Genomic DNA, 24,797 nt, shown 5'->3' on the forward strand with positions numbered 1-24,797 from the left:
AGCGAAGCGAAGCAATCCAGGGCGACGCCACACCGCCTCTGGATTGCCGCGCGACCTTCGGTCGTTCGCAATGACGAATGGTGGAACCTACAGCGCCTGCGCCGCCGCGTGGGCGCTCGCCCAGGCCCATTGGAAGTTGTAGCCGCCCAGCCAGCCGGTAACGTCCACCGCCTCGCCGATCGCGTAGAGGCCGGGGACCTTCTTCGCCTCCATGGTCTGGGAGGAGAGTTCGGCAGTGGAAATGCCGCCCGCAGTGACCTCAGCCTTGGCAAAGCCCTCGCTGCCATTGGGGTGGAAGGCCCAGCGCGCCAGCCGCTCGCCCGCCGCTCGCAGGGGCTTGTCGGGGACGTTGCCGAGGTCGCCGTCGATCGCCAGCTGGTCCGCCAGCACATCGGCCAGCCGCGCGGGCAGGCCGTCGCGTAGCTGCGCACGCAAGGTACTGCGCGGGTTCTCGCGTTTCGCGTCGAGCGGCCAGTCCTTCGGGCGGTCGGGGAAGAAGTCGATATGCACCGGATCGCCCGCCTTCCAGTAGCTGGAGACCTGCAGGATCGCCGGACCCGACAGCCCGCGATGGGTGAACAAAGCCGCCTCGCGAAAGGCTGTCTTGCCGGTGCTCGCCTCCACCGGGGCGGCGACGCCGGACAGTTCGCGGAACAGCACTTCCTCGCCGCCCAGTGTCAGCGGGACGAGGGCGGGGCGCGGCTCCACCACCTTGAGGCCGAATTGCCGGGCTAGCCGGTAGGCGAAATCGCTCGCGCCCATTTTCGGGATGGAGGGCCCGCCCGTCGCGATCACCAGTTTCGGCGCTGTGAAGCTGCCATATTGGGTGGTGACGGTGAACATCGCGCCGTTATGCGCGACCTCGGATACTTCCTCGTTGCAGCGAATGGTCACCTTGCCGGGGCCGGCGGCGCATTCTTCCAGCAGCATGTCGACGATCTGCCGCGCGCTGCCATCGCAGAACAGCTGGCCCAGCGTCTTTTCGTGCCAGGCGATGGAGTGCTTCTCCACCAGCGCGACGAAATCCTGCGGCCGGTAGCGGCTGAGCGCGGACTTGGCGAAATGCGGATTGGCGGAGAGGTAGTTGGCGGGACCCGCGCCCACATTGGTGAAATTGCAGCGTCCGCCGCCGGAGATCAGGATCTTCTTGCCGACCTTTTCGGCGCGTTCGAGCACCAGCACATTGCGCCCGCGCTTGGCGGCTTCGGCTGCACAGAACAGGCCCGCCGCCCCGCCGCCCAGAATGATCGCGTCCCACGCCTGTTCCATGGCTGCGCGCGTTAGGCGTGTTCGGGCGGGGAGGGAAGGGGGGTCGGCCCTAGCCGCTTTCCTCCACGCCGGTTTCGACACTGTCGCAGTCCTCGGCCAGCATGATCCGGTCGCGCCCGTTTTCCTTAGCCATGTAGAGCGCCTGGTCGGCTGCGGAGAGCGCCGCGCGCGGGCTGTCATAGGCGAAGACATTGGCCACGCCGCCGGAGAAGGTGACCTTGCCGAAAGGTGCGCCGGTGCGCCGGTTCATCAGGCGCCGTGCACCTAGCGCCCGCCGCGCTCCATCGAGCGCTTCCGCCGCCTCGACAGTGCTCGACCCGCGAAACAGCATCACGAATTCCTCGCCGCCATGGCGGGCGATATGGCACTTGTCGTCGGAAATCTTCGCGAGCGTTTCGGCCACCACGCACAGCACCCGGTCACCGGCGGCGTGGCCATGCGTGTCGTTGATCACCTTGAACCGGTCGATATCGCAAAAGGCCACGCTCAGCGCTTCACCATTGGCGCGGGCGGAGCGGTATTCCTCTTCCAGCATGACTTCGAAAGAGCGGCGATTGCGCAAGCCCGTGAGGAAATCGAACTCCGCATCGCGGCGCGCGCGTTCCAGGTTGCGGCGCAGTCCCTCCGCCTCCTCCTCCGCATGGCGCAGTTCCGCTTCCGCCTTGCGCGAGCGTTCGAGCATGGCCTGGGCGTAGCCGGCCAGTTCCGAGAGCAGCTTGGGGCCGTCCCCGTCCGAGGACTTGATGTCGTCCACATGCCGCTCCAGCGCCTCATTATAGTCGTTTGTGGCACTGCGCGCGGTTTCGGTGGTGCGCGAGAAATCGTTGATGCCGGTCTCCAGACGCTCGACCAGCTTGTTGAGCATCTCTTCCTCGCCATGCGAGTAGTCGCTGGTGATTTCCTGCAGCCAGTCGCTGGTGATCGGCATCCCTTCACTCCGACGCCGGGCAATGCGTCGTTCGAGCGACGGTTCCTCACCGCAGCACAGCCTGAGGGCGATGGTGAGGGTGCCGGATGTGACCTCCAGATCGTTGGCCAGTACGAACTCGGCAATTTCGGAGAGCAGTTGCTGCCGCGCTTCCAGCATGTGTTCGCGTGCGCGCGCGTCGCTGGAGCGTCTCCCGCGTTCGCGTCGGGGGGCAGAGTCAGAGCTTGCGCGCCCAAGTCCCAGCCAGCCAAGCCAGTTTCCGCCTGCCGGATCGTCCTGTTCGAGCGCCTGTGCCATTACGGCAGAATACGGCTTCCCGGCACCCGGTTTACAGAGCGGGAGAACCCCTATGTGTGCGGCAAGGTTTCTGTTTCCCCAGCATTGTCCTGCGGCAGCGGCGTGGTGCGCGCGGCGATGGCATAAAGAAGCGCGCCGCCCAGCAATATGCCGACCAGCACTGTCACTGCCCGTGCATCGACATGGGTGGCGACCCAGATCGAGCTTGCCAGCGCGACAATCGCCATGGCGAGGTGAAGCGGCACCACGCGCCCCTCGCGCTGTTCGATCACAGGCAGGGCGGCGGCGCAAATGCCATAGGTCACGAGCCGGATCAGCGTCCCAGCAATGGCGAGCACCGCAAATCCCTCCCAGAAGCCGAGCAGGATCGCCGCCACCGTGATGAAGATGATCGCATTGGCGGGCGTGCCGAAGCGCGGGGAGACCGCCATGAACCAGCGCGGCAGCATGCGCCTTTCCGCCATGCCATAGACCAGCCTTGCCAGTGCGGTTAGGCCACCGAATGTGTTCGCCCCGATGCTGAAGGCGGCGGCGACCACGATGGCGACAGATCCGGCTTGTCCCATGCTGGCAAGCGCTGCGGCGGCCAGCGCATTCTCGCCATCATCACCCGGCGCGATCGCCAGATAGGCCCAGATCACCGCCATGTAGAGCACCGTCACCGCCGCCACCATGGCGACGATCGCGCGCGGCAGGTCGCGTTTGGGATTGCGCATCTCGCCCGCCGGTTCGACCACCGTCTCGAACCCCATGAAGGCGTAGAAGGTCAGCAGCACGACCGTTTCGAATTGCGAGAATTCGGGCAGGACGAAGCCGATGGCGGGATTGCCTGTGAAGAAGGCGGAGACGACGAGCGCCAGCAGTGGCAGCACCTTGATCGCGGTCATCACCCCCAGCGTGCCAATCGCGCCGCGCATGCCGAGCAGGTTGATGATGCCTGTCAGCGCCAGGATGACCGCAACCGCAACCGGCGTCGCCACCGGCCCGTCAAGCACCGGGAAGAGCGCGGCGAGATAAGTGACCATGACATGCGTGTTCGCCGCGCTGGTGACGATGGCGCTGGCATAGCGGCCCCAGCCGGCCTGGAAGCCGAGGAAGCGCCCGAAGGCGGCCTCTCCATACAGCACCGGCCCGCCACTATGGTCGAACTTGGTGGCGAGCCAGGCGTAACACAGCGCCAGCGGCATGAAGAGCAGCCCGCCCAGCGCCATCATCCACGGCGCGAAGCTGCCCAGCGCGCCCGCCAGCACGGCGGGGAGGGCAAAGATGCCCGCGCCGATCATGCCGTTCACCGGCAACAGGCTCGCGCCCCAGAAGCCGACAGTGCGCTTCGGCGCGGTGAATGTGGACATCAGGCTCCCCGGTTTGCCGGGTATTGCTGCCCGCATTCTCCGGGGAGCGCAAGCGCGGGCGATTGTGCAAAAGCGGCGCATTGCCTATCTCCCCTCCCATGTCCCGTACCCCTGCCGGAACCCCGCATGATCCCCGTGGCAAGGAGCGCTTCAACGAGGAGCGCGCCACCTATACCGTGCGCGGAGCGTCGGGAGGTTCCGGTCAGCCGGACTTGCAGGCGGGCGTGGAGGCGATCCGCAATGTGGTGAAGACGCTGAAGCCCAAGCCGGGCGTCTACCGCATGCTCGATGCGCGGGGCGACGTGCTTTACGTGGGCAAGGCACGGGCGCTGAAGAACCGCGTGGCGAACTACACGCAGGTGGCGAACCTCACCAACCGGCTCCAGCGCATGGTGGCGCAGACGCGCGGCATGGAGATCGTCACCACCAATTCAGAGGCTGAGGCGCTGCTGCTGGAAGCGCAGTTCATCAAGCGATTTCGCCCTCCTTACAACGTCTTGCTGCGCGATGATAAGAGCTTTCCTTTCATCCTGCTGCGCGAGGGGCATGACTTCCCGCGCATCATGAAGCATCGCGGGGCGAGGAAGGCGAAGGGCAATTACTACGGCCCCTTCGCCAGCGCCGGTTCGGTCAACACGACGATCAATGCGCTGCAGAAGCTGTTCCTGCTGAGGAGTTGCACCGACAGCTTTTTCAGCCGCCGCGACCGGCCCTGCCTGCTCTACCAGATCAAGCGCTGCTCAGCGCCCTGTGTCGGGAGGATCGACAAGGCGGGTTATGACGAGCTGCTGGACGAGGCGAAGGCCTTCCTTTCCGGCAAGTCCGACGCGGTGCAGAAGAAGATCGAAAAGCAGATGCAGAAGGCTGCCGAGGACCTCGACTTCGAGACTGCTGCCATGCTGCGCGACCGGCTGCGTGCAGCCACTTTCATCCAAGGTTCGCAGGCGGTGAATGCCGAAGGCGTGGGCGATGCCGACGTCTTCGCGCTGGCGGCCAAGGGCGGGCAGGTCGGCATACAGGGCTTCTTCGTGCGCGGCGGGCAGAACTGGGGTCATCGCGCCTTCTTCCCCAGCCACACGAAGGACGTGGAGGAGGCCGAGGTGCTCGCCCGCGTGCTGGCGCAATTCTACGAGGAAGTGCCGCCGCCGCGCACCATCCTGGTCGACCGCGACTTGCCGGATTGCGAGCTGTTGCAGGAGGCATTCGGCGAGCTGGCTGGGCGCAAGGTTGAAATCTCCGTCCCCCAGCGCGGGGAACGGCGCAAGCTGATGCAGCAGGCCAGTCGTAACGCTGTCGAAGCGCTCGACCGCCGCCTTGCCGAAAGCGGCACGCAGGCGAAGATCATGCGCGAAATGGCCGAGTTCCTCGAACTGGCGGAGATTCCGCAGCGGATCGAGGTCTATGACAACAGCCATATCCAGGGCGCCAAGGCGGTCGGCGCGATGGTGGTCGCGGGGCAGGAAGGCTTCATCAAGAACCAGTATCGCAAGTTCAACATCAAGTCGGCGCAGACCAATGACGATTTCGGCATGATGCGCGAGGTGATGGAGCGGCGCTTTTCCCGCGCGATGAAGGAGGATCCGGATCGCGAAAAGGCGGGCGTCTGGCCCGACCTCGTCCTGATCGACGGCGGCAAGGGGCAGATGAGCGCGGTGCGCGACACGCTGGAGGAGCTGGGGATCGAGGATGTGCCGCTGATCGCCATCGCCAAGGGCCCGCATCACGGTCGCGAGGGGCGCGAAGTGTTCCACTTCCCCGATGGGCGGGAGAAGATGCTGCCGACCAATTCTCCGGTGCTGTTCTATCTCCAGCGCCTGCGCGACGAGGTGCACCGCTATGTCATCGGCGCGCACCGGGCGAAGCGCAGCCGTGCGATCACCGCCTCACCGCTGGACGAGATTCCCGGCATCGGCCCGGCACGAAAGCGTGCGCTGCTGCTGCATTTCGGCACGGCGGGGAAAGTGCGCGCGGCGGGGTTGGAGGATTTGAAGCGTGTGCCCGGCGTCAGCGAGAGCGTGGCGCAGCAAATCTACGATTTCTACCACGCGGGCGGGTAGCGCCCTGCGCCGGGTTAACCCTTGGGATTAACCGCGCGCAGCATGCCTTCCTGCGCGACACTGGCGATCAGGCGTCCGTCGCGGGAGAAAATCTGCCCACGCCCGAAACCGCGCGCTAGGCCGGACCACGGGCTGTCGGTGACATAGAGCAACCAGTCATCGGCGCGGAAATCGTCATGGAACCACACGGCGTGGTCGAGGCTGGCCGCCTTTACCTGTCCGCGATGCATGGACAGGCCATGCGGCTGCATGGCGGTGGCCAGCAGCTGGAAATCGGTGGTGTAGGCCAGAACCGCGCGATGGATCGGGCGGTAATCGGGCAGGGTGGAAACGGTGCGGAACCAGCAATGGGCGCGCGGTTCGCGCTTTTCCGGATCGAGCCAGTCGCGCGGTTCCACGCTGCGGAAATCGATCGCGCGCGGGCGCAGTAGCAGCTTCTTCATCGTGCCGTCGGGCAGTTGCGCTGCCACTTCGCGGCGGATTTCGGCGTCTGAGCGCAGGCTTTCCGGACCGGGAACGTCGGGCATTTCGGCGGCCTGGTGGTGCAGCCCTTCCTGCGGGACCTGGAAGCTCGCGGTCAGGTTCAGGATCGGCTCGCCCCGCTGGCTGGCCACCACGCGGCGGTTGGAGAAGCTGCGTCCGTCGAGATCGCGCTTCACGCGGAATTCGATCGGGTATTCATCATTGCCCGGACGCAGGAAATAGGCGTGCAGCGAATGGGTGTGCCGATCGTCGGGAACAGTGCGCCGCGCCGCGCCCAGCGCTTGTGCGATGGCCTGTCCGCCGAATACGCGGCCCATGCCTTCGGGATGCTTGCGTCCGATGAACAAATCACCTCCGCGCTGTTCGAGATCGAGCAGCAGCATGAAGTCAGCGACCAGCTGTTCAGGCGTCGGAGTCGGGCTTGTAATCGTAGCCATCGCCATGCCCATGCGCGGCGAGAGCGCATTCGTCAATGCAGCCAGGGAATCCGTTTCAGGATGCGCCAGGCCAGCGCCTTGCCGTAATTGCGGCCGGGCCAGCGTTGCGGCGGTTGCGGCTTCCTTCCCCACTTTCGCAATAAACCATTGAAAGAACGGGCATCTGCTTCCGCCGCGCTCCATTCGCTGCACCAGGTGATGGCGAGCGAAATCGAGATCGTCTCGCCATTGCTCTGCATATGCGGCTCGCGCGCCGGCAGGTAGATCGCCTGCCCTGGGGCAAGCGAGAAGGGCATGCCGTCGCGCGAGAAGCTGTCGTGCCAGGCGAGCTCGGCTTCGTGCTCGTTATCGTCATCGGCAGCATATCCGTCGGGCCCGAAATGGACTTCGCTGCGCGGGAAGATGGTCATCACCTGCTGTCCCTCCACCTGCAACAGCAGCTGGTGTTCCGGCGCGAAGCGGTTGGGCATGGAGGCGCCGGGGCCGAGGACGATGATCGTCGCCTGCGCACGCAGCACCTTGCCGGTCCGCTGCTGGATCAGTGGGCGCAGTTCCTTGAGCACTTCGTCCAGCAATTCGCGATAGCCCGGCAGGCGCTGGACCTGCTCCAGCGAAGCCCAGCCGCCATCCTTGCCGATCGAACGGATGACACTGCCGATGGCCTGGCCGGATTCACCTGGCTTCTCGCACAGCCCTTCGGGCGCGTCGCCGCGATGATGGGTGACGTGGCGGTTTTCGAGCTGCGATGCCAGTTGCGCCAGCGCGTCCAGGTTCAGCAGCGGGTGGTCGCGCAATCCGTGCCGCAGCAGGTGCGCGCCCGCCGGATAGGACGCGAGGAAGTCGGCGCGCGCTACGGGGCCGAAAACCGACCCGTCACGTATCTCCTCGTGCGGATCCTCGAAACCGGCGAACTGATGGATCATCCGGCATCCATGCGGCGGGCAAAGCCACGCGACATCCGCCACACGGCAGATGCCTGGCCTGGAAACAGAACCGAATGCGCGCGGGTATGATTACCGCGTGTAATTATTAAAATCCGGCCCAAGATCGCTTAATCCTTTCAGCGGATACCCCAAGAGATCCGCCCCTCCCTCCTAGGGGAGCATGGCGGAAGAAGGCTTAAGCGATAGGGTAAAGATAACCCTGCCCGGAGCATCTCTTCTCCGGGCAGGGTCAGAAAATTCATACGACCGTATGACAGGCCGTTAGGCTTGTACCTTGCGATCAGGTCACCCGGCGAGCGCTGCGAGCAGCAGCAGGGCCACGATATTGGTGATCTTGATCATCGGGTTCACGGCCGGGCCAGCGGTGTCCTTGTAGGGATCGCCGACCGTATCGCCGGTCACTGCGGCCTTGTGGGCTTCACTGCCCTTGCCGCCGTGATTGCCGTCTTCGATATACTTCTTGGCATTGTCCCACGCGCCGCCACCGGCAGTCATGGACAGCGCGACGAAGAGGCCGCCGACGATCACGCCCAGCAGCAGCGCGCCGAGAGCGGCAAAGCCGTTCTCCTGCCCGCCGATCGCGGCGATCACGAAGTAGACGACCACGGGGGCCAGCACCGGCAGCAGCGAGGGGATGATCATCTCCTTGATCGCCGCCTTGGTGACGAGGTCCACCGTGCGCGCATAGTTGGGCTTGCTGGTGCCCGCCATGATGCCCGGATCGCCCGCGAACTGTTCGCGCACATCCTTCACCACATCGCCCGCAGCACGGCCCACGGCGGTCATGCCCATGGCTCCGAAGAGATAGGGCAGCAGCGCGCCGAGCAGCAGGCCGACGATGACGTAGGGGTTCTCGAGGCTGAAATCGACGGTCAGCGTCGGGAAGAACTCCGCCAGATCGGCCGTGTAGGCAGCGAACAGCACCAGTGCGGCAAGGCCAGCGGAACCGATGGCATAGCCCTTGGTCACCGCCTTGGTGGTGTTGCCCACAGCATCGAGCAGGTCGGTCTTCTCACGAACGGAGTCGTCCAGACCGGCCATTTCGGCAATGCCGCCGGCATTGTCCGTCACCGGGCCATAGGCGTCGAGCGCAACGACCATGCCCGCCATCGCCAGCATCGCGGTCGCGCCATAGGCGAGGCCGATCAGCCCGGCGAGCTGGTAGGCGCCGATGATCGCGGCGATAATCGCCAGGGTCGGCAGGGCGGTCGATTCAAGGCTGATGGCAAGGCCCTGGATCACATTGGTGCCGTGGCCCGTTTCCGAAGCCTTGGCGATCGAGCGGACCGGACGGAAGCCCGTGCCGGTGTAATACTCGGTGATCCAGATGATGATGCCGGTCAGCGCCAGGCCGATGAGCGAGCAATAGAACAGGTGGCGTCCTGTAAACTCGGTGCCCGGAATGGTCGTGCCCGTGCCGATAGCGATATCGGTCGCGAACCAGATCGCCGGAACGGAGAGCACTGCGGAAACAAGGAAGCCCTTGTACATCGCGCCCATCACATTCGTGCCGCCGCCAAGGCGGACGAAATAGGTGCCGATGATGCTGGTGACGATGCACACGCCGCCGATCAGCAGCGGCAGCGCCATCAGCGGGTTGAGCAGGTCGCCCGCGCCCTTCAGCAGCAGCGCGGTCAGCACCATGGTGGCGCCCACCGTCACGACATAGGTTTCGAACAGGTCGGCGGCCATGCCGGCGCAGTCGCCCACATTGTCACCGACATTGTCCGCGATCACGGCGGGGTTGCGGGGGTCGTCCTCGGGGATGCCCGCTTCCACCTTGCCGACGAGGTCGGCGCCGACGTCCGCGGCCTTGGTGAAGATACCGCCGCCCAGACGCGCGAAGATCGAGATCAGCGAGGCGCCGAAGGCGAGGCCGACAAGGCCGTCCACCACCGTGCGGTCCTCACCGCCAACCGAGTAGCCGGCAACGGCAGTCATGTACCAGTAGAACACCGCAATCGCGAGCAGGGCGAGGCCGGCCACGAGCATGCCGGTAATGGCACCGGCGCGGAAAGCCAGCGTCAGGCCTTCCTGCAGGCCCTTGCTGGCTGCCTGCGCCGTACGCACGTTCGAACGCACCGAGATGTTCATGCCGATGAAACCGGCAACACCCGACAGGATCGCGCCGATGACGAAGCCGATCGCCGGGATGGCGCCGAGGAACAGCGCGACCAGCACGGCCACCGCCACGCCGACGAAGGCGATGGTGGTGTACTGGCGGCGCAGATAGGCCTGCGCGCCTTCCTCGATAGCTGCAGCGATTTCCTGCATCTTGGCGTTCCCGGCATCCGCGCCGAGAACCTGGCGGCTGGTGATGAAGCCGTAGACTACGGCCAGCGCACCTAGAATTATTGAAACGATAACGAGGTCCATGACCCGTATCCCCCTCTCCAAATGAAAACGGCCCGGTTTGCCCGGGTCCGAGTTGAGGACAACAGGGCTATCGGTGGAGAGAAGGACTCGCAAGCTTAAAGGGGCGTTTTCCCCGGAAGCGGTCTAATTGTGACTGTAACCGAGGCCTTCGGAGTTGAGCAGCGGCTCGCCGTCTAGGAAGAGCGGGGCAAAGCCGCGCGGTTCTACTTGGCCGATATTCGTGGCGGGGACGGGCGGTTCTTCGCCTGCGGGGAGGGTGAAGAGCAGCTGGTAATCGTCACCCCAGGTCAGCGCCTCCATCCGCCGCTCCTCGGGTGCGGCGATGGGCGCGGATTTGCTGTCGATGGCGATGGAGACCCTGCTCGCCTCGGCCATGCGGAAGCTGTCGAGCAGCAATCCGTCGGACACGTCCATCATCGCGGTGACATGGGGCGCGAGCGCTTGCCCCTCGGTCAGCAGTGGCACGGGGTGCGAATAGGCGGTGTGGCCGCTCTCGCCGCGCTGGAGAGCCTCCAGGCCCATCATCGCGCCGCCAAGTTCGCCGGTCACCCACAATGCATCGCCGACCTGCGCGCCGGTGCGGGAGGGGACGGGGACATGCGTGGCACGCCCGATGGCGGTGAGGCCGTGCGACTTGGGGCCTTTGCCCGACACCGTATCGCCGCCCAGCAGAGGCACGTTGTAATGCCCCAGCACTTCGGCCAACCCCTTGGCAAAGGCATCGTCACCATTGCCCAGCATATGGCCGAGCAGAACGCCGATGGGCTCCGCACCCTTGGCGGCGAGGTCGGACAGGTTCACCGCGACCAGCTTCCAAGCGACGTCAGCCATGTCGGCACCGGGAGGGTAGTGCGTACCCTCGACCATCATGTCATGCGTGAGGACCAGCGTCTCGCCACCCAGTTCGAGCACGGCGCAATCGTCTTCGAAATTGCGCGCGGCGGGATGGGTCGCCAGCGCGCGCAGGGAGGAGATGAAGGCGGCCTCGCTGCTCACCGCACCTCTTTCGCGATCGCGTCCAGCACGCCGTTCACGAATTTCGCCTCACGCGCGTCGAAGAAGGCGTGGGCGACATCGACATATTCGCTGATCGCCGCGCCCGTCGGCACATCGGCGCGGGCGAGCAGTTCATAGGTCCCGGAGCGCAGGATCTGCACCATGGTCTTGTCGAGCCGCGCCAGCGTCCAGCCTTCGGCGAGCTTGGCGGAGACGAGCGCGTCGATCTCCTCCTCGCGGGCGACCACGCCGCTCACCACGTCGTCGAAGAAATCGACTTCGGCATCGGCCAGCGGTTCCTCGTCGATCACTTCGCCTAGGCGGTGCTGGTGGAACTCGTCGAGCAATTTCGCGAGCGCGGTCTTCTCCATATGGCGCTGGTAGAGCGCCTGCACGGCGGCGAGGCGTGCGGCGGAACGGGCGGTGGAACGGGTATTCATTTGAGGCGCACCTGAACGGATTTGGCGTGAGCGGGAAGGCCTTCCACCTCGGCCATGGCGACCGCTGCGGGGCCGATGGCGGCGATGGAAGCCTTGTCGAGAGCGATGAAGCTGGTGCGCTTCATGAAGTCGAGCACCGACAGCCCGCTGGAAAAGCGCGCGCGTCGGCCGGTGGGCAGCACGTGGTTGGGCCCGGCGACGTAATCGCCCACGGCCTCGGGCGTGTGACGGCCGAGGAACACGCTGCCCGCATGGCGCAGCTTCGCGAAGAAGGCTTCGGGATCGTCCACCGCCAGCTCGACATGTTCGGCGGCGAGGCGGTTGGCGAGGGCAACGCCTTGCTCAAGCAGGTCCTCGACCACGATAATCACGCCGTAATCGTCCCAACTGGCGCGAGCGGTGGTCTTGGTGGAGAGTTGGGCACAGGCGACGTCCACCGCATCCTCCACCTCGGCGGCGAAAACAGCATCGTCGGTGATCAGGATCGATTGCGAGGTCGGGTCGTGCTCGGCCTGGCTGAGCAGGTCGACGGCGATCCAGTCCGGGTCGGACTTCTTGTCGGAGATCACCAGGATCTCGCTCGGCCCGGCGACCATGTCGATGCCGACCACGCCGAAGAGCTGGCGCTTGGCTTCGGCGACGAAGGCATTGCCGGGGCCGGTGATCACGTCGACCCGCTCGATCGTGTCGGTGCCATAGGCGAGCGCGGCGACAGCCTGCGCCCCGCCGATGCGCCAGACCTCGTCCACGCCCGCCAGATGCGCGGCGGCGAGTACCAGCTCGTTCATCTGCCCACGCGGCGTGGGGGTAGTGACGACAAGGCGTTCGACGCCCGCGACCTTGGCCGGAATGGCGTTCATCAGCAGGCTGGAGGGATAGGCCGCGCGTCCGCCGGGCACATAGAGCCCCGCCGCGTCCACCGCGGTCCAGCGCGCGCCGAGGCGCACCCCGGCATCGTCCGTATAGTCGCGATCGGCCGGAAGCTGCGCCTCGTGATAGGCGCGGATGCGGCTGGCAGCGAGTTCGAGTGCCGCGCGCAGATCAGGGGCGAGTGCGTCGAAAGCCGCCTTGCAAGCCTCCGCATCGATCCGCCAGCCGTCCTTGTCGAGATCGTGGTGGTCGTAGCGATCGGTCAGGCGGCTGAGCGCGGCATCGCCCTCTGCACGCACCTTGGCGATAATGTCGCGCACGACATGCGCCACGTCCTCGTCGCTCTCGCGCCGGTCGTCGACGATGCGGGCGAAGCGCCGCTCGAAATCGGGATCGGTGGTCTTCAGCCAGTCCATCAGGCGGCGTCCTTAACCGCATTGGCACGGAACCGCTCAACCAGCGCGGCAACGCGCGGATCGGTCTTCAGCGCCACGCGATTGACGATCAGGCGGGCGGAAATGTCCATGATCCGCTCCTTTTCGACCAGCCCGTTCTGCTGCAGCGTGCGGCCGGTCGAGACGAGATCGACGATACGGCCGGCAAGGCCCAGCGAAGGCGCAAGCTCCATCGCGCCGTTCAGCTTCACGCATTCGGCCTGCACGCCCTGCCGTTCGAAATGGCGGCTGGTGATGTTCGGATATTTGGTCGCGACGCGCAAATGGCTGGCATTGCCGAGCGGCGCGGGATTGCCCTCGGCCGGTTCTGCCACCGACAGGCGGCAATGGCCGATGTCGAGGTCTACGGGCGCGTAGAGCTCCGAATAATTGAATTCCTCGATCACGTCGGAGCCGACAATACCCACCTGCGCCGCGCCGAAAGCAACGAAGGTTGCGACGTCGAAAGCGCGCACGCGGATGATGCGCATGTCCGCAGCCTCGCAAGCGAAGGAAAGCGAGCGGTCGGCCTTGTCGTGGAATGCGCTTTCCGGCACGACGCCGGCACGCGCCATCACGGGCAGCGCTTCATCGAGGATGCGCCCCTTGGGCACGGCAAAGGTCAGCAGGCGGTTTGCAGTCTCGCTCATAGGCGCGGCAGATAGGCGCGGAGGACGGAAAGGGCAACTTCATTGGCAGCGAAAGATGATCGGGTGGGGGCGATGGATATTCCCAGCGTGGCGGAGGCGCTTGAGTGGCATGCCGACCATGCGGATCGCGCCGATGCGCCGATCACCGCGCGGGTGATCCGCGCGCTGGTCGCGGTGATGGCAGGCGAGACGGCTACTGCGCGGCGGCTCAACGGCTGGGCGGGGCAGGCGATCGAGGATGCGCTGGCGCTGCGCGTCGCGGCGGGCATCCATGCGCTGCACCTGTCGGGCGAGGAGAAGCGGCTAGAGCCGGTCTATACCGGCCTCGTCACCGACCAGGGGCAGGTGGACGCCATCGTGGTGGAAGCGGTGGAAACCTTCGATCACAAGCTGCTGCCATGGTTCGATGGACCGCCGCAGACGAACGAGGCGGGGCGCTCCTCCAGCGTGATGGCGGCGCTGCTGTGGCTTTCCGAACGACTGGGGCCGAAATTCGAGCTTACCGAGATCGGCGCGTCGGCGGGGATCAACACGATGATGGGCCGCTATCATTACAACCTTGGCGGCACCAAGGCGGGGCCGAGCCTGTCCAGCATGCAGCTGCGGCCCGAATGGCGCGGCCCTCCGCCACCGCAGGCCGATGTCGAGATCACCGATATCGCCGGTTGCGACATTGCCCCGGTCGATTTGACCGATGAGCGGCAGGCGCAGCGGCTCAAGGCCTATATCTGGGCCGATGCGCAGGAACGCATGGCGCGCATGGATGCCGCGATCGCGATGGCGACGAAGATGCCGCCCGAGCTGGTGCGCAGGGACGCCGGCGAGTTTGTCCGCCAGCGGCTCGCGCGCCCGCAGGAGAGCGGTGTCACCCGCGTGCTGTTCCACACGATCATGTGGCAATACCTGCCCGCCGAGACGCGCGCCGACATCACCACGATGATGGACGAGGCGGGCGCTGCGGCAACGCCGGACAAGCCGCTCGCCTGGGTGCGGCTGGAGACCAATCGCGAAACCTTCCGCCATGAGCTGAAGGTGAAATACTGGCCCATGAACGAAGCGGGCGGCGAGGAGGTGGTGCAACTCGCCGAAGCGCATCCCCACGGTGCATGGGTGGAGTGGCTGGCGGGCTAGGCTGTCAAACGGTCGCTAGCGACCGCAAGGCCAACCGGCCGCCCCCTTCGGCTGGCTGTTTGCAGCAGCCGCTCACAATAAACTGCGTTGCCCCGCACCCTGAGCTTGTCGAAGGGGGAGGGAATAGCGCCGAGGACGTGCGCCCGGATGGGCGCACGCAATCAAACGTCAGACTCAACCCGGCGGCACCATGATATCGATCAGCTCGATCTCGAAGAACAGCGTCGCCGCAGGAGGGATCGGGCCGGCGCCGCGCGGGCCGTAGCCCATCTCGGCAGGCACCATGATCTCCGCCGTGTCGCCCACGCCCATATAGGGAATGGCGACCTGCCATGCGGGCACGAGGCGGGCGAGCGGGAAGGTGGCCGGATCGCCGCCGCGGCTGGAATCGAACTCCTCGCCATTGGTCAGCTTGCCGGTGTAATGCACGGTCACGATATCGCGCACGGTCGGCGCGGGGCCGGTGCCGTCGCCGCCGGTGCGGCGGAACTTCACCCCGCCTTCAAGCGTGCTCCAGCCGTCTGCGGGAGTGAGTGCGGCAAGCGCGGCCTGCTGCTGGTTGAACCATTCGGATGACTGGGCGATATCAAAAGCCTCCTCATCTTGGGCATTGGCGGGAAGGGCGAGGGTCAGGGCGGCCATGGCGGCGATTAGCGTGGCGTGTTTCATAGGGCGGAGCGTCTAACCGGCATGGGGCGGGACGTCACCCCCTTTTGCCGGGTGGAAACGTGCTGCAAATGCCCTATTCTCCACCAAGACATTCGCGACGATGGAGTACCCTCATGTCCCTGCCAGCCCGTTCTTCGATCATCCTTGCCTCGCTTGCCCTTGCGGCCTGTTCGCAAGCACCTGCGGAGGAAGCGCCGCTGGCCGGCGACTGGGTGCTGGCCGGGGACGAATCCAACCTCGCCTTCGTCACCGTGAAGGCGGGGCAGGTGGCGGAGGCGCATCGCTTCGATGGCCTGACCGGTTCGGTTTCCGCCGATGGCAGCGCCACGCTCACCATCGACCTCGCCAGCGTACAGACCAATATCGACGTGCGCGACGAGCGGATGCGCGATTTCCTCTTCGACGTGGCGGAATTCCCGGCCGCGACGGTCACCACCTCGCTCGACCCGGCCGCTTTCGCGGCGCTCAAGACCGGGGACAGCCTGATCCAGCCGGTTACCGCCACGCTCGATCTGCATGGCGCCAGCGGCGAGATCGCGACCGAGCTTGCCGTGACGCGCGTGGACGAAGGCAAGGTGAAGGTTGCGACGATCGCCCCGATCATCGTCGGCGCCGACGCTTTCGACCTCGCCGAGGGCGTGGAGGAATTGCGCGGGCTGGCCGGGCTCGATTCGATCACCGGGCAGGTGCCGGTGACCTTCTCCCTCACCTTCGAACAGCAATAGGTTTCGCGCCCCCGATCAGGGGTAGCTGACGGTCTTGGGCTTGTCGGGCAGGGGGATGAATTCCTCCGTGTCGCCCGGCACCTTGGGGAAGCGGCCTGCGCGCCAGTCTTCCTTCGCCTGCTCGATCCGGTCGCGGTCGGAGCTGACGAAGTTCCACCAGACATGGCGGCGGGTGGGGAAGGCTTCGCCGCCCATCAGCATGGCCTTGCCGCCATGTTCGCTGGTCAGCATCATCACCTCGCCGGGCTTCAGGACATAGAGCGTGTAGGGCTGCAATTCCTCGCCGGAGAGCGAGCCGTCGCCGCCCACCAGCATGACCGCGCGCTCGTCCGCGCTGGCATCGATCGGGATCATCCCGCCTGCTTCCAGATTGATCTCGGCATAGATCGTCTGTGCATGGCAGGTAGTCTCGGCCCGGCTACCCCATAGCTCGCCCATGATGACGGTGGCGGTGGCGCCCGCATCCTCGACCACCGGCAAGTCGCTCACCGCTTCGAAGGCGGGGTCGATCTCCTCCTTGCCGTCGGGCAAAGCGAGCCAGGTCTGCATGCCGTACATGGCAGGGCCTGCGTCACGTTCCGATTGCGGCGAGCGTTCGGAATGGACGATGCCCTTTCCGGCGGTCATCAAATTCACCGTACCCGGCCGGATGGTGGAGAAAGTGCCGAGGCTGTCGCGATGGTCGATCGCCCCCTCGAACAGCCATGTGACGGTGGCGAGGTTGATATGCGGGTGCGGGCGCACATCCATGCCTTCGCCGCTTTCGAGCCGCGCGGGGCCGAACTGGTCGATGAAGACGAAGGGGCCGACCATGCGGCAATCGCGGCTGGGCACCGCGCGACGGACGGAAAAGCCGCCCAGATCATGCGTGGTGGGGGAAACAGTCTGCATGATGGCCATGGCGCGCGCTCCTATGCCTGGTCCAGCTCCTCATAGTGCCGGAATATGCCGTTTTCATTGAATTCCAGCCGCCGCTCGGATGCGAGATAGGCGGCCACACCCTCGATATCGGGTATTGTGCCTTGCAACGCCTCAAGGTTCGGAAAGCTCCCCTGAAGATGGGCCATCAAATTGGGGAAGGCGTAATCGAGGCCCTCCAACAGCTGGAACAGGCTGGTGTCGACATGGCTCCACTGCTCGCCCAGCATGAAGGGGCCGCCATTGCCGGCCAGCGCATTGTCGAAATGAATGAGGTATTTGGGCAGGCGGTTCTCGCGGAAGTCATGCGCCTTTTCGAAGGCGGCATCCATCTGGTCGGCATAATACAGGCCGGGCGCGATCGGGTGGTGGGTGGCGTGTACCTCCTCCACCAGATCGGAGATATCCATCTGCAGCTGCATCAGCTTCAAATCGGTGGCGAGATCGCCCGAGCCGAGCCCTTCGCGGTCCGACAGGTAGAGCAGGATCAGCGCTGTCTGGCCGATCACCACATCGCCATCGATGAGATAGGGCGGGGCAAAGGGGCGCATGCCTTGCCGCGCGTGCAGGTCCTCCACCAGCGCATCGGCACCCTGTTCACGCGCGACATCATCGTAATCGAGCTCGGCCGCTTCCAGGAACAGACGCACGAATTCGCCGCGGCCCGGAATCTCGGGCCAGTACCAGAGCTGGTAGCTCACCCGAGCTCTCCCGGCACGCCGGCCTTGATGGCGAGCGCATGGACGCGGTCGCCCGGAATGTCGCCCAGCGCCTTGTTGACCATGCGCTGGCGATTGACGCGGTTCTGGCCTTCGAAAGCGGTGCTTTCGATCACGACGGTGAAATGCGATTCTCCGCTGCCATCGTCGCCCGCATGGCCGTGATGCATGGCGCTGTCATTGATCACCTCCAACCGGGTCGGCGCGAAGGCCTTGGTCAGCAGCTGTTCCATTTCAACTTGTACGGGTCCGGCCAAAATTCTTCTCCGATCGGCGCTTCGGGGGTTTTCATCTGGGCCCCCATACCCCAGTTTCAAGCGAATGCGCTCAAGCAAATTCCACGGACGATACGAGCATGGAGGCCGGACCTGCGAGGCGCCCCAATGCGACGGTGCGGGTGAATTCCGCGCGCCTGGTAATCGCGGCCACGGCTTTGACGGGCCGGGCGAATGGCGCTGGTTCTGCCTCGACCATATTCGCGAATTCAACGCCGGATACGACTTCTTCGACGGTATGAATGCGGATGAGATCCACTCCGCCCAGTCGCCGACTTCCGGCTGGCAGACAGAGACCCGGGCCTTTCGTCCCACCGCGGGCGTGGACGGCTTGCCGCGCTGGGCCGATTTCCACGATCCGCTCGATGCCATCGGTGCGCGGGCGGAAGGGATCAGGCAGCAGGCCAAGGGCCGCCAGCACGAGCAGTTCAGCCGCTTCACCCCGATGGAGCGCGAGGCGCTGAACGTGATGGGGCTGACCCCGAAGGACGATCGCGCAAGGCTGCGCCGCCGCTATTCGGAACTGGTGCGCCGCTATCACCCGGACCGCAATGGCGGGGACCGGCGGCATGAGGGGCGCCTGCAGAAAGTCGTCGAGGCCTACCAGCTGCTGCGCAAGGCGGACGCTTTCGCCTGACTAGCTGCGCTGCTGGCGGAAGGCCCAGCGCAGGGTCCCGCCCAGCGCATTGGTTGCCAGCCTTGCAGGCAGGGCGGCGAGGCCCGGCGGTTCTATCCCCAGCATGGTGCGGGCGAAGGGCGGCAACAGGGAGATCGCGGCATTGGCGAGCGCGGGCTGGATCGCGCCCACTGCTCCTCCGCTATTCCCTTTCAGGATGAGCTGCGCCACCTCGCGTGCCTCGGAGCCGGTGCGAAGATTACCGCGCATCTGCCTGAAAAGGCTTTCGGCATCGGCGACGGTCTCGGGCACGGGATCGCATCCCAGCTTGCGGGCGATGAGGGCGAACTGGCGATAATATTCATCCTGCTCGGCAGGCGGCATGTCGGGCCGGACATGGGCGAGATAGGCGGCAAGGAACATGCGCGCCTCGGTCAGATGCACCCAGGCGAGCGTGGCCGGATCCTGCGCGGAATAGGGCGTGCCGTCGGGCAGCGTGCCGCTGACCTTGGCGTGGATTGCATTGACGCGCGCGATGGCGGCCTCCGCATCCTCGCGGTCGCCATAGGTAGTGACGGCAATGAAGCGCGCGGTGCGGCGCAGGCGGCCATGCATGTCGGTACGGAAATTCGAATGGTCGAGCACGCCGCGCAAGGCATGCGGGTGGAGCATCTGCAAGAGCAGCGCGGCCATCCCGCCCACCATCATGCTAACGACATCGGCATGGACCATGCGGATCGGCGTGTCCCGCTCGAACAAGGCGTTGTCGGAGATCGGCACCGGCTGTTCGCCATTGGCGCGATCGTTGAAGATGCCGCGCACACCCTCCACCAGCTTGAGCCGGGCGAATTCAACCGGATCGGGGAAGGGGCGCCGTGCCATTTCCGCAATGTGGCGCAGGTCGCGCGTGATTGCGAGTTCGATTGCGCTGGGGGTCAGCCGCCTATCGCGCCCAGTGTCGCCTTATAGGCATCGCGGCCTTGCAGCCTCGACTGGTAGGCGCGGAAGGAGGGGCGGTCGGTCAGGGTGCCGAAATTGAGCCCCCAGTCGACCTGGCTGCCGACATAGACATCGGCCATGGTGAAGCGGTCCCCGCACACGAAATCATGGGCTGTCAGCCACTTGTCGAGCGTATCGACCACGCGGTCGTAATTGCCGAAGCCGACAGTCATCTCCTGCTTCTCATCCTTCGGTTCCCACCCCATGGCCTTGTTGGTCACGGCGGTTTCCACGGGACCGGCGGCGAAGAACAGCCAGCGGAAATAGTCGGCCTTTTCCTCTTCGCGCGGGAGCAGGTCGGGCGCTTCCATCTCACCCAGATAGTGGCAGATCGCGGCGCATTCGGTCACCACCCGCTCACCCGATGCGGTGTGATGGATGATCGTGGGTACCTTGCCCATCGGGTTCACCTCCAGCAGCGCGGCGGGCTTGTCCTCCCATGTCACCAGGGAGAGTTCCGGCTCCACGCCGACTTCGGCAAAGGCCCATTGCGCGATCAGCGCGCGGCTCATCGGATTGAAGAAAAGGGTATAGTCGGCCATCGCGAATCTCCTGCTGGAAGGTGAGAACAATACGCGAACAAAAAACTGCGGTCAAACGTGGCCGTGCGGTGGCTCTCCGGTCAAATCGTCGAGCTGGGCCTGCAGGGCGCGGGCGAAGGCGGGGCGGGCCAGCGCGCGGGCGCGATAGGCGAGGAGGTTGGAGCAATCATTGATCAGCTGCCCGCCGAAGCTGCGCAGGACAAAGGCCATCATGATATCGGCGACGCTGAACTGGCCCGCCAGCCATTCCTTGTCGCCCAGCGCTGCGGAAAGCTGTTCCAGCCGCCGCTCCGCCTGCTGCATCATCGAGGCGACTGCCGGGGCGCACCAGTCCTTGTCACCATTGAACAGCGGCATCAGCGTGATCGGGCGCAGCACCGGTTCCACCGAGCTGAGCGTAGCGAAAAGCCAGCTCATCGCCTGCATCTTCACGGCAGGGTCGGTGGGCAGGAGGCGCGCGTCCTTCTCGCCCAGATAGTGGAGGATCGCGCCGCTTTCGAACATCTCGCCCGTCGCGTCGCGCAGGGCGGGGACCTGGTCGAAGGGTTGCCAGTGCAGGTAATCCGCCGGACGCGGCGCCCCGGCATGGATCAGGTGGACGCGATAGGGAATCTCCGCCTCTTCCAGCGCCCAGCGCGCCACCAGGTCGCGCACCTGACCGCGTGCGAAATCGGGCACCCATTCAAAGGCGCTGATGGTGATTGCTGCGTCGTCTGCCTGTGCCATGGCGCATTCCCCTTGCGGTGGCGATTCGCCCCATTTATCTCATCATAACCACTCAAATCGCTGGTTGTGCAGGGATTTGCGCGTAGAGACGCTATTCCGACCGGTGGTGACGGCTGACGATGGCCTCCTTGAACATGGCCACCTCTTTCTCGGTCACCTCGATCCAGGCGGGTCGCTGAAAGACGCGTTCCAACCAGGCAAAGGTTCTGGGGCGCGAGGTGATAAAGGTAATATCAAGGCCATAAGTCATGGTCTTGATGCAACTCGCCACCGCGATATCGGCCAGCGAATAATCGCTCACCAGCCAGCCTTGCTCCGGCACCTGCTCCTCCAGCCAGTCGAGCGCCGGTGTCACCGCCGTCTCCGCCTCCGCTGCAGCATCCTCGTTCTTCGCCAGGCCGAGCAGCGAGGGGCCGATGGTACGGTTGAAGGCGATGGCCCGCGCCGAATTGGACAGGATCGTATCGGCGAACTCGTCCATCCACATGGCCCGTCCGCGCGCCTGCGGTTCCTCCGGCAGTAGCGGCGGGTCGGGATATTTGGCGTCGAGGTAGAAGGCGATCGCGGTCGAATCGGGCAGGGTGAAATCCCCGTCCTGCATCGCCGGCATCATGCGGAAGGGGCTGGCGGCTAGGAATTCGGGCGTCGGCTTGTGCGGCGTCGCCTCCACCAGCTCTGCCTCGACCCCCTTTTCCGCCGCGATCACCAGCACCTTGCGGACATAGGGGCTGGTGGGAAATCCGAATATTTGCATGGCCTTTCTCCCGATGCGCCACATGCTTGTTGCAGCCATGGCCACCCGCGTCTAGGCAACGCGGCGAGATGAACGAGATGACCAGCAACACCGACACCTCCGACACGCTGATGGCGGAGCCCGATACCGAAGTGGATGCGCGCGAGACTTTCGGCGTCGATATCGACCTGAAGGTGCCGGCCTTTTCGAAGGCGGATGAGCGTGTGCCCGACCTCGATCCCGACTATGTCTTCGATCCGGAGACGACGCTGGCGATCCTGGCGGGCTTCACGCACAATCGGCGCGTGATGGTGCAGGGCTATCACGGCACCGGCAAGTCCACGCATATCGAACAGGTGGCGGCGCGCCTCAAATGGCCCTGCGTGCGCATCAATCTCGACGCGCATATCAGCCGTATCGACCTGATCGGCCGCGACGCCATCGTGCTGCGCGACGGCTTGCAGGTCACCGAATTCCGCGAAGGCATCCTGCCCTGGGCACTGCAGCACCCGGTGGCGCTGGTCTTCGACGAATATGACGCTGGCCGCCCGGACGTGATGTTCGTGATCCAGCGCGTGCTGGAACAGGCGGGCAAGCTGACGCTGCTGGACCAGAACAAGGTGATCCGCCCGAACCCGTGGTTCCGCCTTTTCGCCACCGCCAATACGGTTGGCCTCGGCGATACGAGCGGCCTCTATCACGGTGCCCAGGCGATCAACCAGGCGCAGATGGACCGCTGGAACATCGTCACCACGCTGAACTATTTGCCCGAGGAAACCGAGCGCGAGATCGTCGGTACCAAGACCAAGCTCGACAAGAAGCTGGTGGCGGACATGATCCGCGTGGCGGACCTGTCGCGCCAGGGCTTCATCAATGGCGATATCTCCACGGTGATGAGCCCGCGTACGGTGATCAGCTGGGCCGAGAATACCGAGATCTTCGACGATCCCGGCTTCGCCTTCCGCGTCACCTTCCTCAACAAGTGTGACGAGGCGGAGCGGATGCTGGTGGCGGAATACTACCAGCGCGTGTTCGGTACCGAATTGCCCGAAAGCGTGGTCGCCAAGGCGTAAACCCGGCGGGAGTCTGCCGTTCGTCGAGTGACTGCTTGCGCCAGCCGCCTGTGCGGCTAGCACTGTGCTTTCATTTGCAACGGGGACTTTGCATCCATGAACCGCATTTCCGTGGCCGCTTTCGGCACCGCCCTTTCGCTTCTCCTCGCCACCCCGGCTCTCGCTCACGAGGCTGAAGTCGATGGCGATGCCCTGCAGCGCGACGTCACCGTGCTGTCGCATGACAATATGGAAGGGCGCGAGGCGGGCACGCGCGGCTATGCGCGGGCGGCGGGCTATGTCGCCGGGCGCATGGCGGCGCTGGGGCTGGAGCCGGCGGGCGATGACGGCACCTATTTCCAGGCCGTGCCGATGCTGCGCGTGGACCGCGCGGAGGAAGGCAATGCGCTGGCGATCAGCGGCATGGAACCGCTCACCATGTGGGAGGACTTCTACGTCACCGGCAGCTCGCAGCAGGAAAGCGGCCAGCTGGAGGCGGAGCTGGTCTTCATCGGCTACGGCCTCGACCTGCCGGAACGCGACGATTTCGATGGCGTGGACCTGGACGGCAAGATCGCCCTGCGCGTCTATGGCGGCCCGGCCAATCTCAACACGGAAGAGGCGGCGCATTACCGCTCCACCCTTGCAGCCCGCGTGGCGGAGCAGGGTGCTGTCGGCATGCTGCTGGTGTGGACCCCGGCTCTCAGCAATATCTACACATGGGAGCGGTTGACCGGGCAGGCGCGCCATTCCGCGGGAATGACCTGGCTGAATGGCGACGGCACGCCGCATAGCGATTCACCCGGCCTGCTCGTCTCCGGCATATTGCATCCCGATGTGTCGCGCGCGCTGCTGGACGGGCTGGACTTCGACTATGACGACCTCGTCGCCGCCGAAATGACCACCGAGAAGCGTTTTCCCAGCTTCGCCACCGGCCGCAGCGCACGGATCGGTTTTGCCAGCCACTTCACCCGGATCGATGCACCCAATGTGATCGGCATGCTGCCGGGCAGCGATCCTTCGCTGACGGACGAATATGTCGTGCTCACCGCCCATCTCGACCACGTCGGCATCCAGCCGACCGAGGAGGAGGGCGATGACGAGATCTACAATGGCGCAATGGACAATGCCGTGGGTGTATCGAGCATGATCGAGGTGGCGCGCCTGCTGGCCGAACACCCGCCGCGCCGCCCGGTGCTGTTCGTGGCGCTGACGGCGGAGGAGAAGGGGCTGGTCGGCTCCGAATACAATGCCGCCAATCCCACCGTTCCGGCCGAGCAGGTGGTGGCCAACGTCAATCTCGACATGCCGATCGCTTCCTATGCCTTCAGCGACGTCGTCGCCTTCGGGGCGGAACGGTCCAACATGTATCCGCAGGTTGTCGCCGCGGCGGAGGAGTACGGCCTCACCCTCAGCCCCGATCCGCAGCCGGAGCAGGGCTTCTTCACCCGTTCCGACCAGTATTCCTATGTCAAGCAGGGCGTGCCTGCCGTCTATCTCGATATCGGTTTCGGCAATGGCGGGGAGGCGGCGCAGGGCGAGTTCCTGTCCACCCACTATCACCAGGCAAGCGATGAGGTGGAGCTGGTGGATTTTGCCGCGCTGGAACGATTTACCGGCGCCAATTTCGCCATCGCGCGCAATATCGCCAATATGGATGAGCGGCCCGAATGGAATGCGGGCGACTTCTTCGGCGAGACCTTTGCGGCCGGCACGGGCGGAGAGCATTGAGCGCGGCGAATTAATGCGGCATTAGGTACGCCTGTCTACCTTGCCTTGGGTGCCGGCGACGCATCGTTGGCACCGCTTCGCATTCCCGCCGTTCCGCCCCGGACCGGCCCAGGAGAACAATGTCCATGACGATCTGGCGTGTTTCGGACCTCAAGCAGAAACTGATGGTTGAAGTGCGCGTCAAGTCGGGCGGCACGAACGAGCTGGAAGTCCTCGACATTGGCGAGGGCGGCTGCATGGTCGATTGCAAGCGCTGGAGTGCCGAACCGGGCGAACGCGCGCTGGTCACGCTGCCGGGCCTGTCTGCCCAGCCGGCTGAAATCGTCTGGGTGGAGGATGAGCGCGCGGGCCTCGCATTCGAGACCGCTCTGCATGAAGCGGTGCTGGAAAACCTGTGGCAGCGCCTATCCGCGCCTGCCTGATCTCAC

At 65.2% G+C, this 24,797-nt stretch carries 25 protein-coding genes; 7 read left to right on the forward strand and 18 right to left on the reverse strand.

Annotation, left to right across the window (positions count from 1 at the left end):
* Positions 1-87 precede the first annotated feature (87 nt).
* The 3 genes from E5222_RS04700 to E5222_RS04710 are packed head-to-tail and all read right to left on the reverse strand — an operon-like array spanning position 88 to position 3,846.
* Entirely contained in the window at positions 88-1,269 is a 1,182-nt protein-coding gene (locus E5222_RS04700) for a BaiN/RdsA family NAD(P)/FAD-dependent oxidoreductase (RefSeq protein WP_136692534.1), read from the reverse strand.
* A gap of 49 nt (positions 1,270-1,318) precedes the next feature.
* Positions 1,319-2,494 (reverse strand): GGDEF domain-containing protein, encoded by a 1,176-nt coding sequence (locus E5222_RS04705; protein ID WP_246021542.1) that lies wholly within the window; start codon positions 2,492-2,494, stop codon positions 1,319-1,321.
* A 50-nt stretch (positions 2,495-2,544) separates the two neighbouring features.
* A complete protein-coding gene (locus tag E5222_RS04710) occupies positions 2,545-3,846 on the reverse strand; it encodes an APC family permease (protein WP_136692536.1) in 1,302 nt (433 codons plus the stop codon).
* A gap of 98 nt (positions 3,847-3,944) precedes the next feature.
* Here E5222_RS04710 and uvrC point away from each other — a divergent pair, with 98 nt between their 5' ends.
* Positions 3,945-5,903 (forward strand): excinuclease ABC subunit UvrC, encoded by a 1,959-nt coding sequence (uvrC, locus tag E5222_RS04715; protein ID WP_136692538.1) that lies wholly within the window; start codon positions 3,945-3,947, stop codon positions 5,901-5,903.
* 14 nt (positions 5,904-5,917) lie between these two features.
* Here the strand turns inward: uvrC and E5222_RS04720 are convergent, their stop codons facing one another.
* From E5222_RS04720 to hisG, 7 genes are all read right to left on the reverse strand, one after another.
* The gene (locus tag E5222_RS04720) at positions 5,918-6,823 is read right to left on the reverse strand and encodes an acyl-CoA thioesterase (RefSeq protein ID WP_136692539.1); all 906 of its coding nucleotides are present in this window, start codon (positions 6,821-6,823) and stop codon (positions 5,918-5,920) included.
* Positions 6,824-6,855: 32 nt separating this feature from the next.
* Positions 6,856-7,746, reverse strand: coding sequence for a transcriptional regulator (locus E5222_RS04725; RefSeq protein WP_136692540.1), 891 nt, complete (start codon positions 7,744-7,746; stop codon positions 6,856-6,858).
* Positions 7,747-8,052: 306 nt separating this feature from the next.
* Positions 8,053-10,143, reverse strand: a complete 2,091-nt coding sequence (locus E5222_RS04730; protein ID WP_136692541.1) for a sodium-translocating pyrophosphatase — start codon at positions 10,141-10,143, stop codon at positions 8,053-8,055.
* 123 nt (positions 10,144-10,266) lie between these two features.
* A complete protein-coding gene (gene thiL / locus E5222_RS04735; protein ID WP_136692542.1) occupies positions 10,267-11,139 on the reverse strand; it encodes a thiamine-phosphate kinase in 873 nt (290 codons plus the stop codon).
* A complete protein-coding gene (gene nusB, locus E5222_RS04740; protein ID WP_136692543.1) occupies positions 11,136-11,579 on the reverse strand; it encodes a transcription antitermination factor NusB in 444 nt (147 codons plus the stop codon). The genes thiL and nusB overlap by 4 nt, the downstream gene beginning before the upstream one ends.
* Positions 11,576-12,865, reverse strand: coding sequence for a histidinol dehydrogenase (hisD, locus tag E5222_RS04745; protein WP_136692544.1), 1,290 nt, complete (start codon positions 12,863-12,865; stop codon positions 11,576-11,578). The genes nusB and hisD overlap by 4 nt, the downstream gene beginning before the upstream one ends.
* Complete coding sequence (gene hisG, locus E5222_RS04750) at positions 12,865-13,533, reverse strand: ATP phosphoribosyltransferase (RefSeq protein WP_136692546.1); 669 nt, start codon at positions 13,531-13,533, stop codon at positions 12,865-12,867. The genes hisD and hisG overlap by 1 nt, the downstream gene beginning before the upstream one ends.
* Before the next feature lie 42 nt (positions 13,534-13,575).
* Here hisG and E5222_RS04755 point away from each other — a divergent pair, with 42 nt between their 5' ends.
* A complete protein-coding gene (locus E5222_RS04755; RefSeq protein WP_342773164.1) occupies positions 13,576-14,664 on the forward strand; it encodes a DUF2332 domain-containing protein in 1,089 nt (362 codons plus the stop codon).
* Between the two features lie 174 nt (positions 14,665-14,838).
* On the opposite strand, the gene E5222_RS04760 is transcribed toward E5222_RS04755, so the two are convergent.
* Positions 14,839-15,333: an FKBP-type peptidyl-prolyl cis-trans isomerase gene (locus tag E5222_RS04760; protein ID WP_136692547.1), complete on the reverse strand. Its 495-nt coding sequence runs from the start codon at positions 15,331-15,333 to the stop codon at positions 14,839-14,841.
* A gap of 113 nt (positions 15,334-15,446) precedes the next feature.
* On the opposite strand from E5222_RS04760, the gene E5222_RS04765 reads away from it, so the two are divergent.
* Positions 15,447-16,058, forward strand: a complete 612-nt coding sequence (locus E5222_RS04765; protein WP_136692549.1) for a YceI family protein — start codon at positions 15,447-15,449, stop codon at positions 16,056-16,058.
* Positions 16,059-16,073: 15 nt separating this feature from the next.
* Here E5222_RS04765 and E5222_RS04770 read toward each other — a convergent pair whose 3' ends face one another.
* From E5222_RS04770 to E5222_RS04780, 3 genes are read right to left on the reverse strand one after another with little or no spacing between them, the layout of a single operon-like run.
* Positions 16,074-16,958 carry a pirin family protein gene (locus E5222_RS04770; protein WP_136692551.1) on the reverse strand — a complete coding sequence of 295 codons (885 nt, stop codon included), beginning with the start codon at positions 16,956-16,958 and terminating at the stop codon, positions 16,074-16,076.
* An 11-nt stretch (positions 16,959-16,969) separates the two neighbouring features.
* Positions 16,970-17,677, reverse strand: coding sequence for a glutathione S-transferase (locus E5222_RS04775; RefSeq protein ID WP_136692553.1), 708 nt, complete (start codon positions 17,675-17,677; stop codon positions 16,970-16,972).
* On the reverse strand, positions 17,674-17,928 hold the full coding sequence (locus tag E5222_RS04780; protein ID WP_136692933.1) for a BolA family protein: 255 nt from the start codon (positions 17,926-17,928) through the stop codon (positions 17,674-17,676). Before E5222_RS04780 ends, E5222_RS04775 begins: the two co-directional genes overlap by 4 nt.
* An 88-nt stretch (positions 17,929-18,016) precedes the next feature.
* Here E5222_RS04780 and E5222_RS04785 point away from each other — a divergent pair, with 88 nt between their 5' ends.
* The gene (locus tag E5222_RS04785) at positions 18,017-18,607 is read left to right on the forward strand and encodes a J domain-containing protein (RefSeq protein ID WP_136692554.1); all 591 of its coding nucleotides are present in this window, start codon (positions 18,017-18,019) and stop codon (positions 18,605-18,607) included.
* Here the strand turns inward: E5222_RS04785 and E5222_RS04790 are convergent, their stop codons facing one another.
* The 4 genes from E5222_RS04790 to E5222_RS04805 form a co-directional block, all read right to left on the reverse strand.
* A complete protein-coding gene (locus tag E5222_RS04790; protein WP_136692555.1) occupies positions 18,608-19,468 on the reverse strand; it encodes an oxygenase MpaB family protein in 861 nt (286 codons plus the stop codon). It abuts the gene before it with no gap.
* 53 nt (positions 19,469-19,521) lie between these two features.
* Positions 19,522-20,127, reverse strand: a complete 606-nt coding sequence (locus E5222_RS04795) for a glutathione S-transferase family protein (protein ID WP_136692556.1) — start codon at positions 20,125-20,127, stop codon at positions 19,522-19,524.
* Positions 20,128-20,178: 51 nt separating this feature from the next.
* Complete coding sequence (locus E5222_RS04800; RefSeq protein ID WP_136692557.1) at positions 20,179-20,853, reverse strand: glutathione S-transferase family protein; 675 nt, start codon at positions 20,851-20,853, stop codon at positions 20,179-20,181.
* A gap of 91 nt (positions 20,854-20,944) precedes the next feature.
* Complete coding sequence (locus E5222_RS04805; RefSeq protein ID WP_169053482.1) at positions 20,945-21,607, reverse strand: glutathione S-transferase family protein; 663 nt, start codon at positions 21,605-21,607, stop codon at positions 20,945-20,947.
* 68 nt (positions 21,608-21,675) lie between these two features.
* On the opposite strand from E5222_RS04805, the gene cobS reads away from it, so the two are divergent.
* From cobS to E5222_RS04820, 3 genes are all read left to right on the forward strand, one after another.
* Positions 21,676-22,659, forward strand: coding sequence for a cobaltochelatase subunit CobS (cobS, locus tag E5222_RS04810; RefSeq protein WP_425456233.1), 984 nt, complete (start codon positions 21,676-21,678; stop codon positions 22,657-22,659).
* A gap of 96 nt (positions 22,660-22,755) precedes the next feature.
* Positions 22,756-24,369 (forward strand): M28 family metallopeptidase, encoded by a 1,614-nt coding sequence (locus E5222_RS04815; RefSeq protein WP_136692559.1) that lies wholly within the window; start codon positions 22,756-22,758, stop codon positions 24,367-24,369.
* Positions 24,370-24,494: 125 nt separating this feature from the next.
* Complete coding sequence (locus E5222_RS04820) at positions 24,495-24,791, forward strand: PilZ domain-containing protein (protein ID WP_169053483.1); 297 nt, start codon at positions 24,495-24,497, stop codon at positions 24,789-24,791.
* Positions 24,792-24,797: the final 6 nt, after the last annotated feature.

It is taken from the genome of Alteraurantiacibacter aquimixticola (assembly GCF_004965515.1).
Lineage (GTDB): Bacteria > Pseudomonadota > Alphaproteobacteria > Sphingomonadales > Sphingomonadaceae > Alteraurantiacibacter > Alteraurantiacibacter aquimixticola.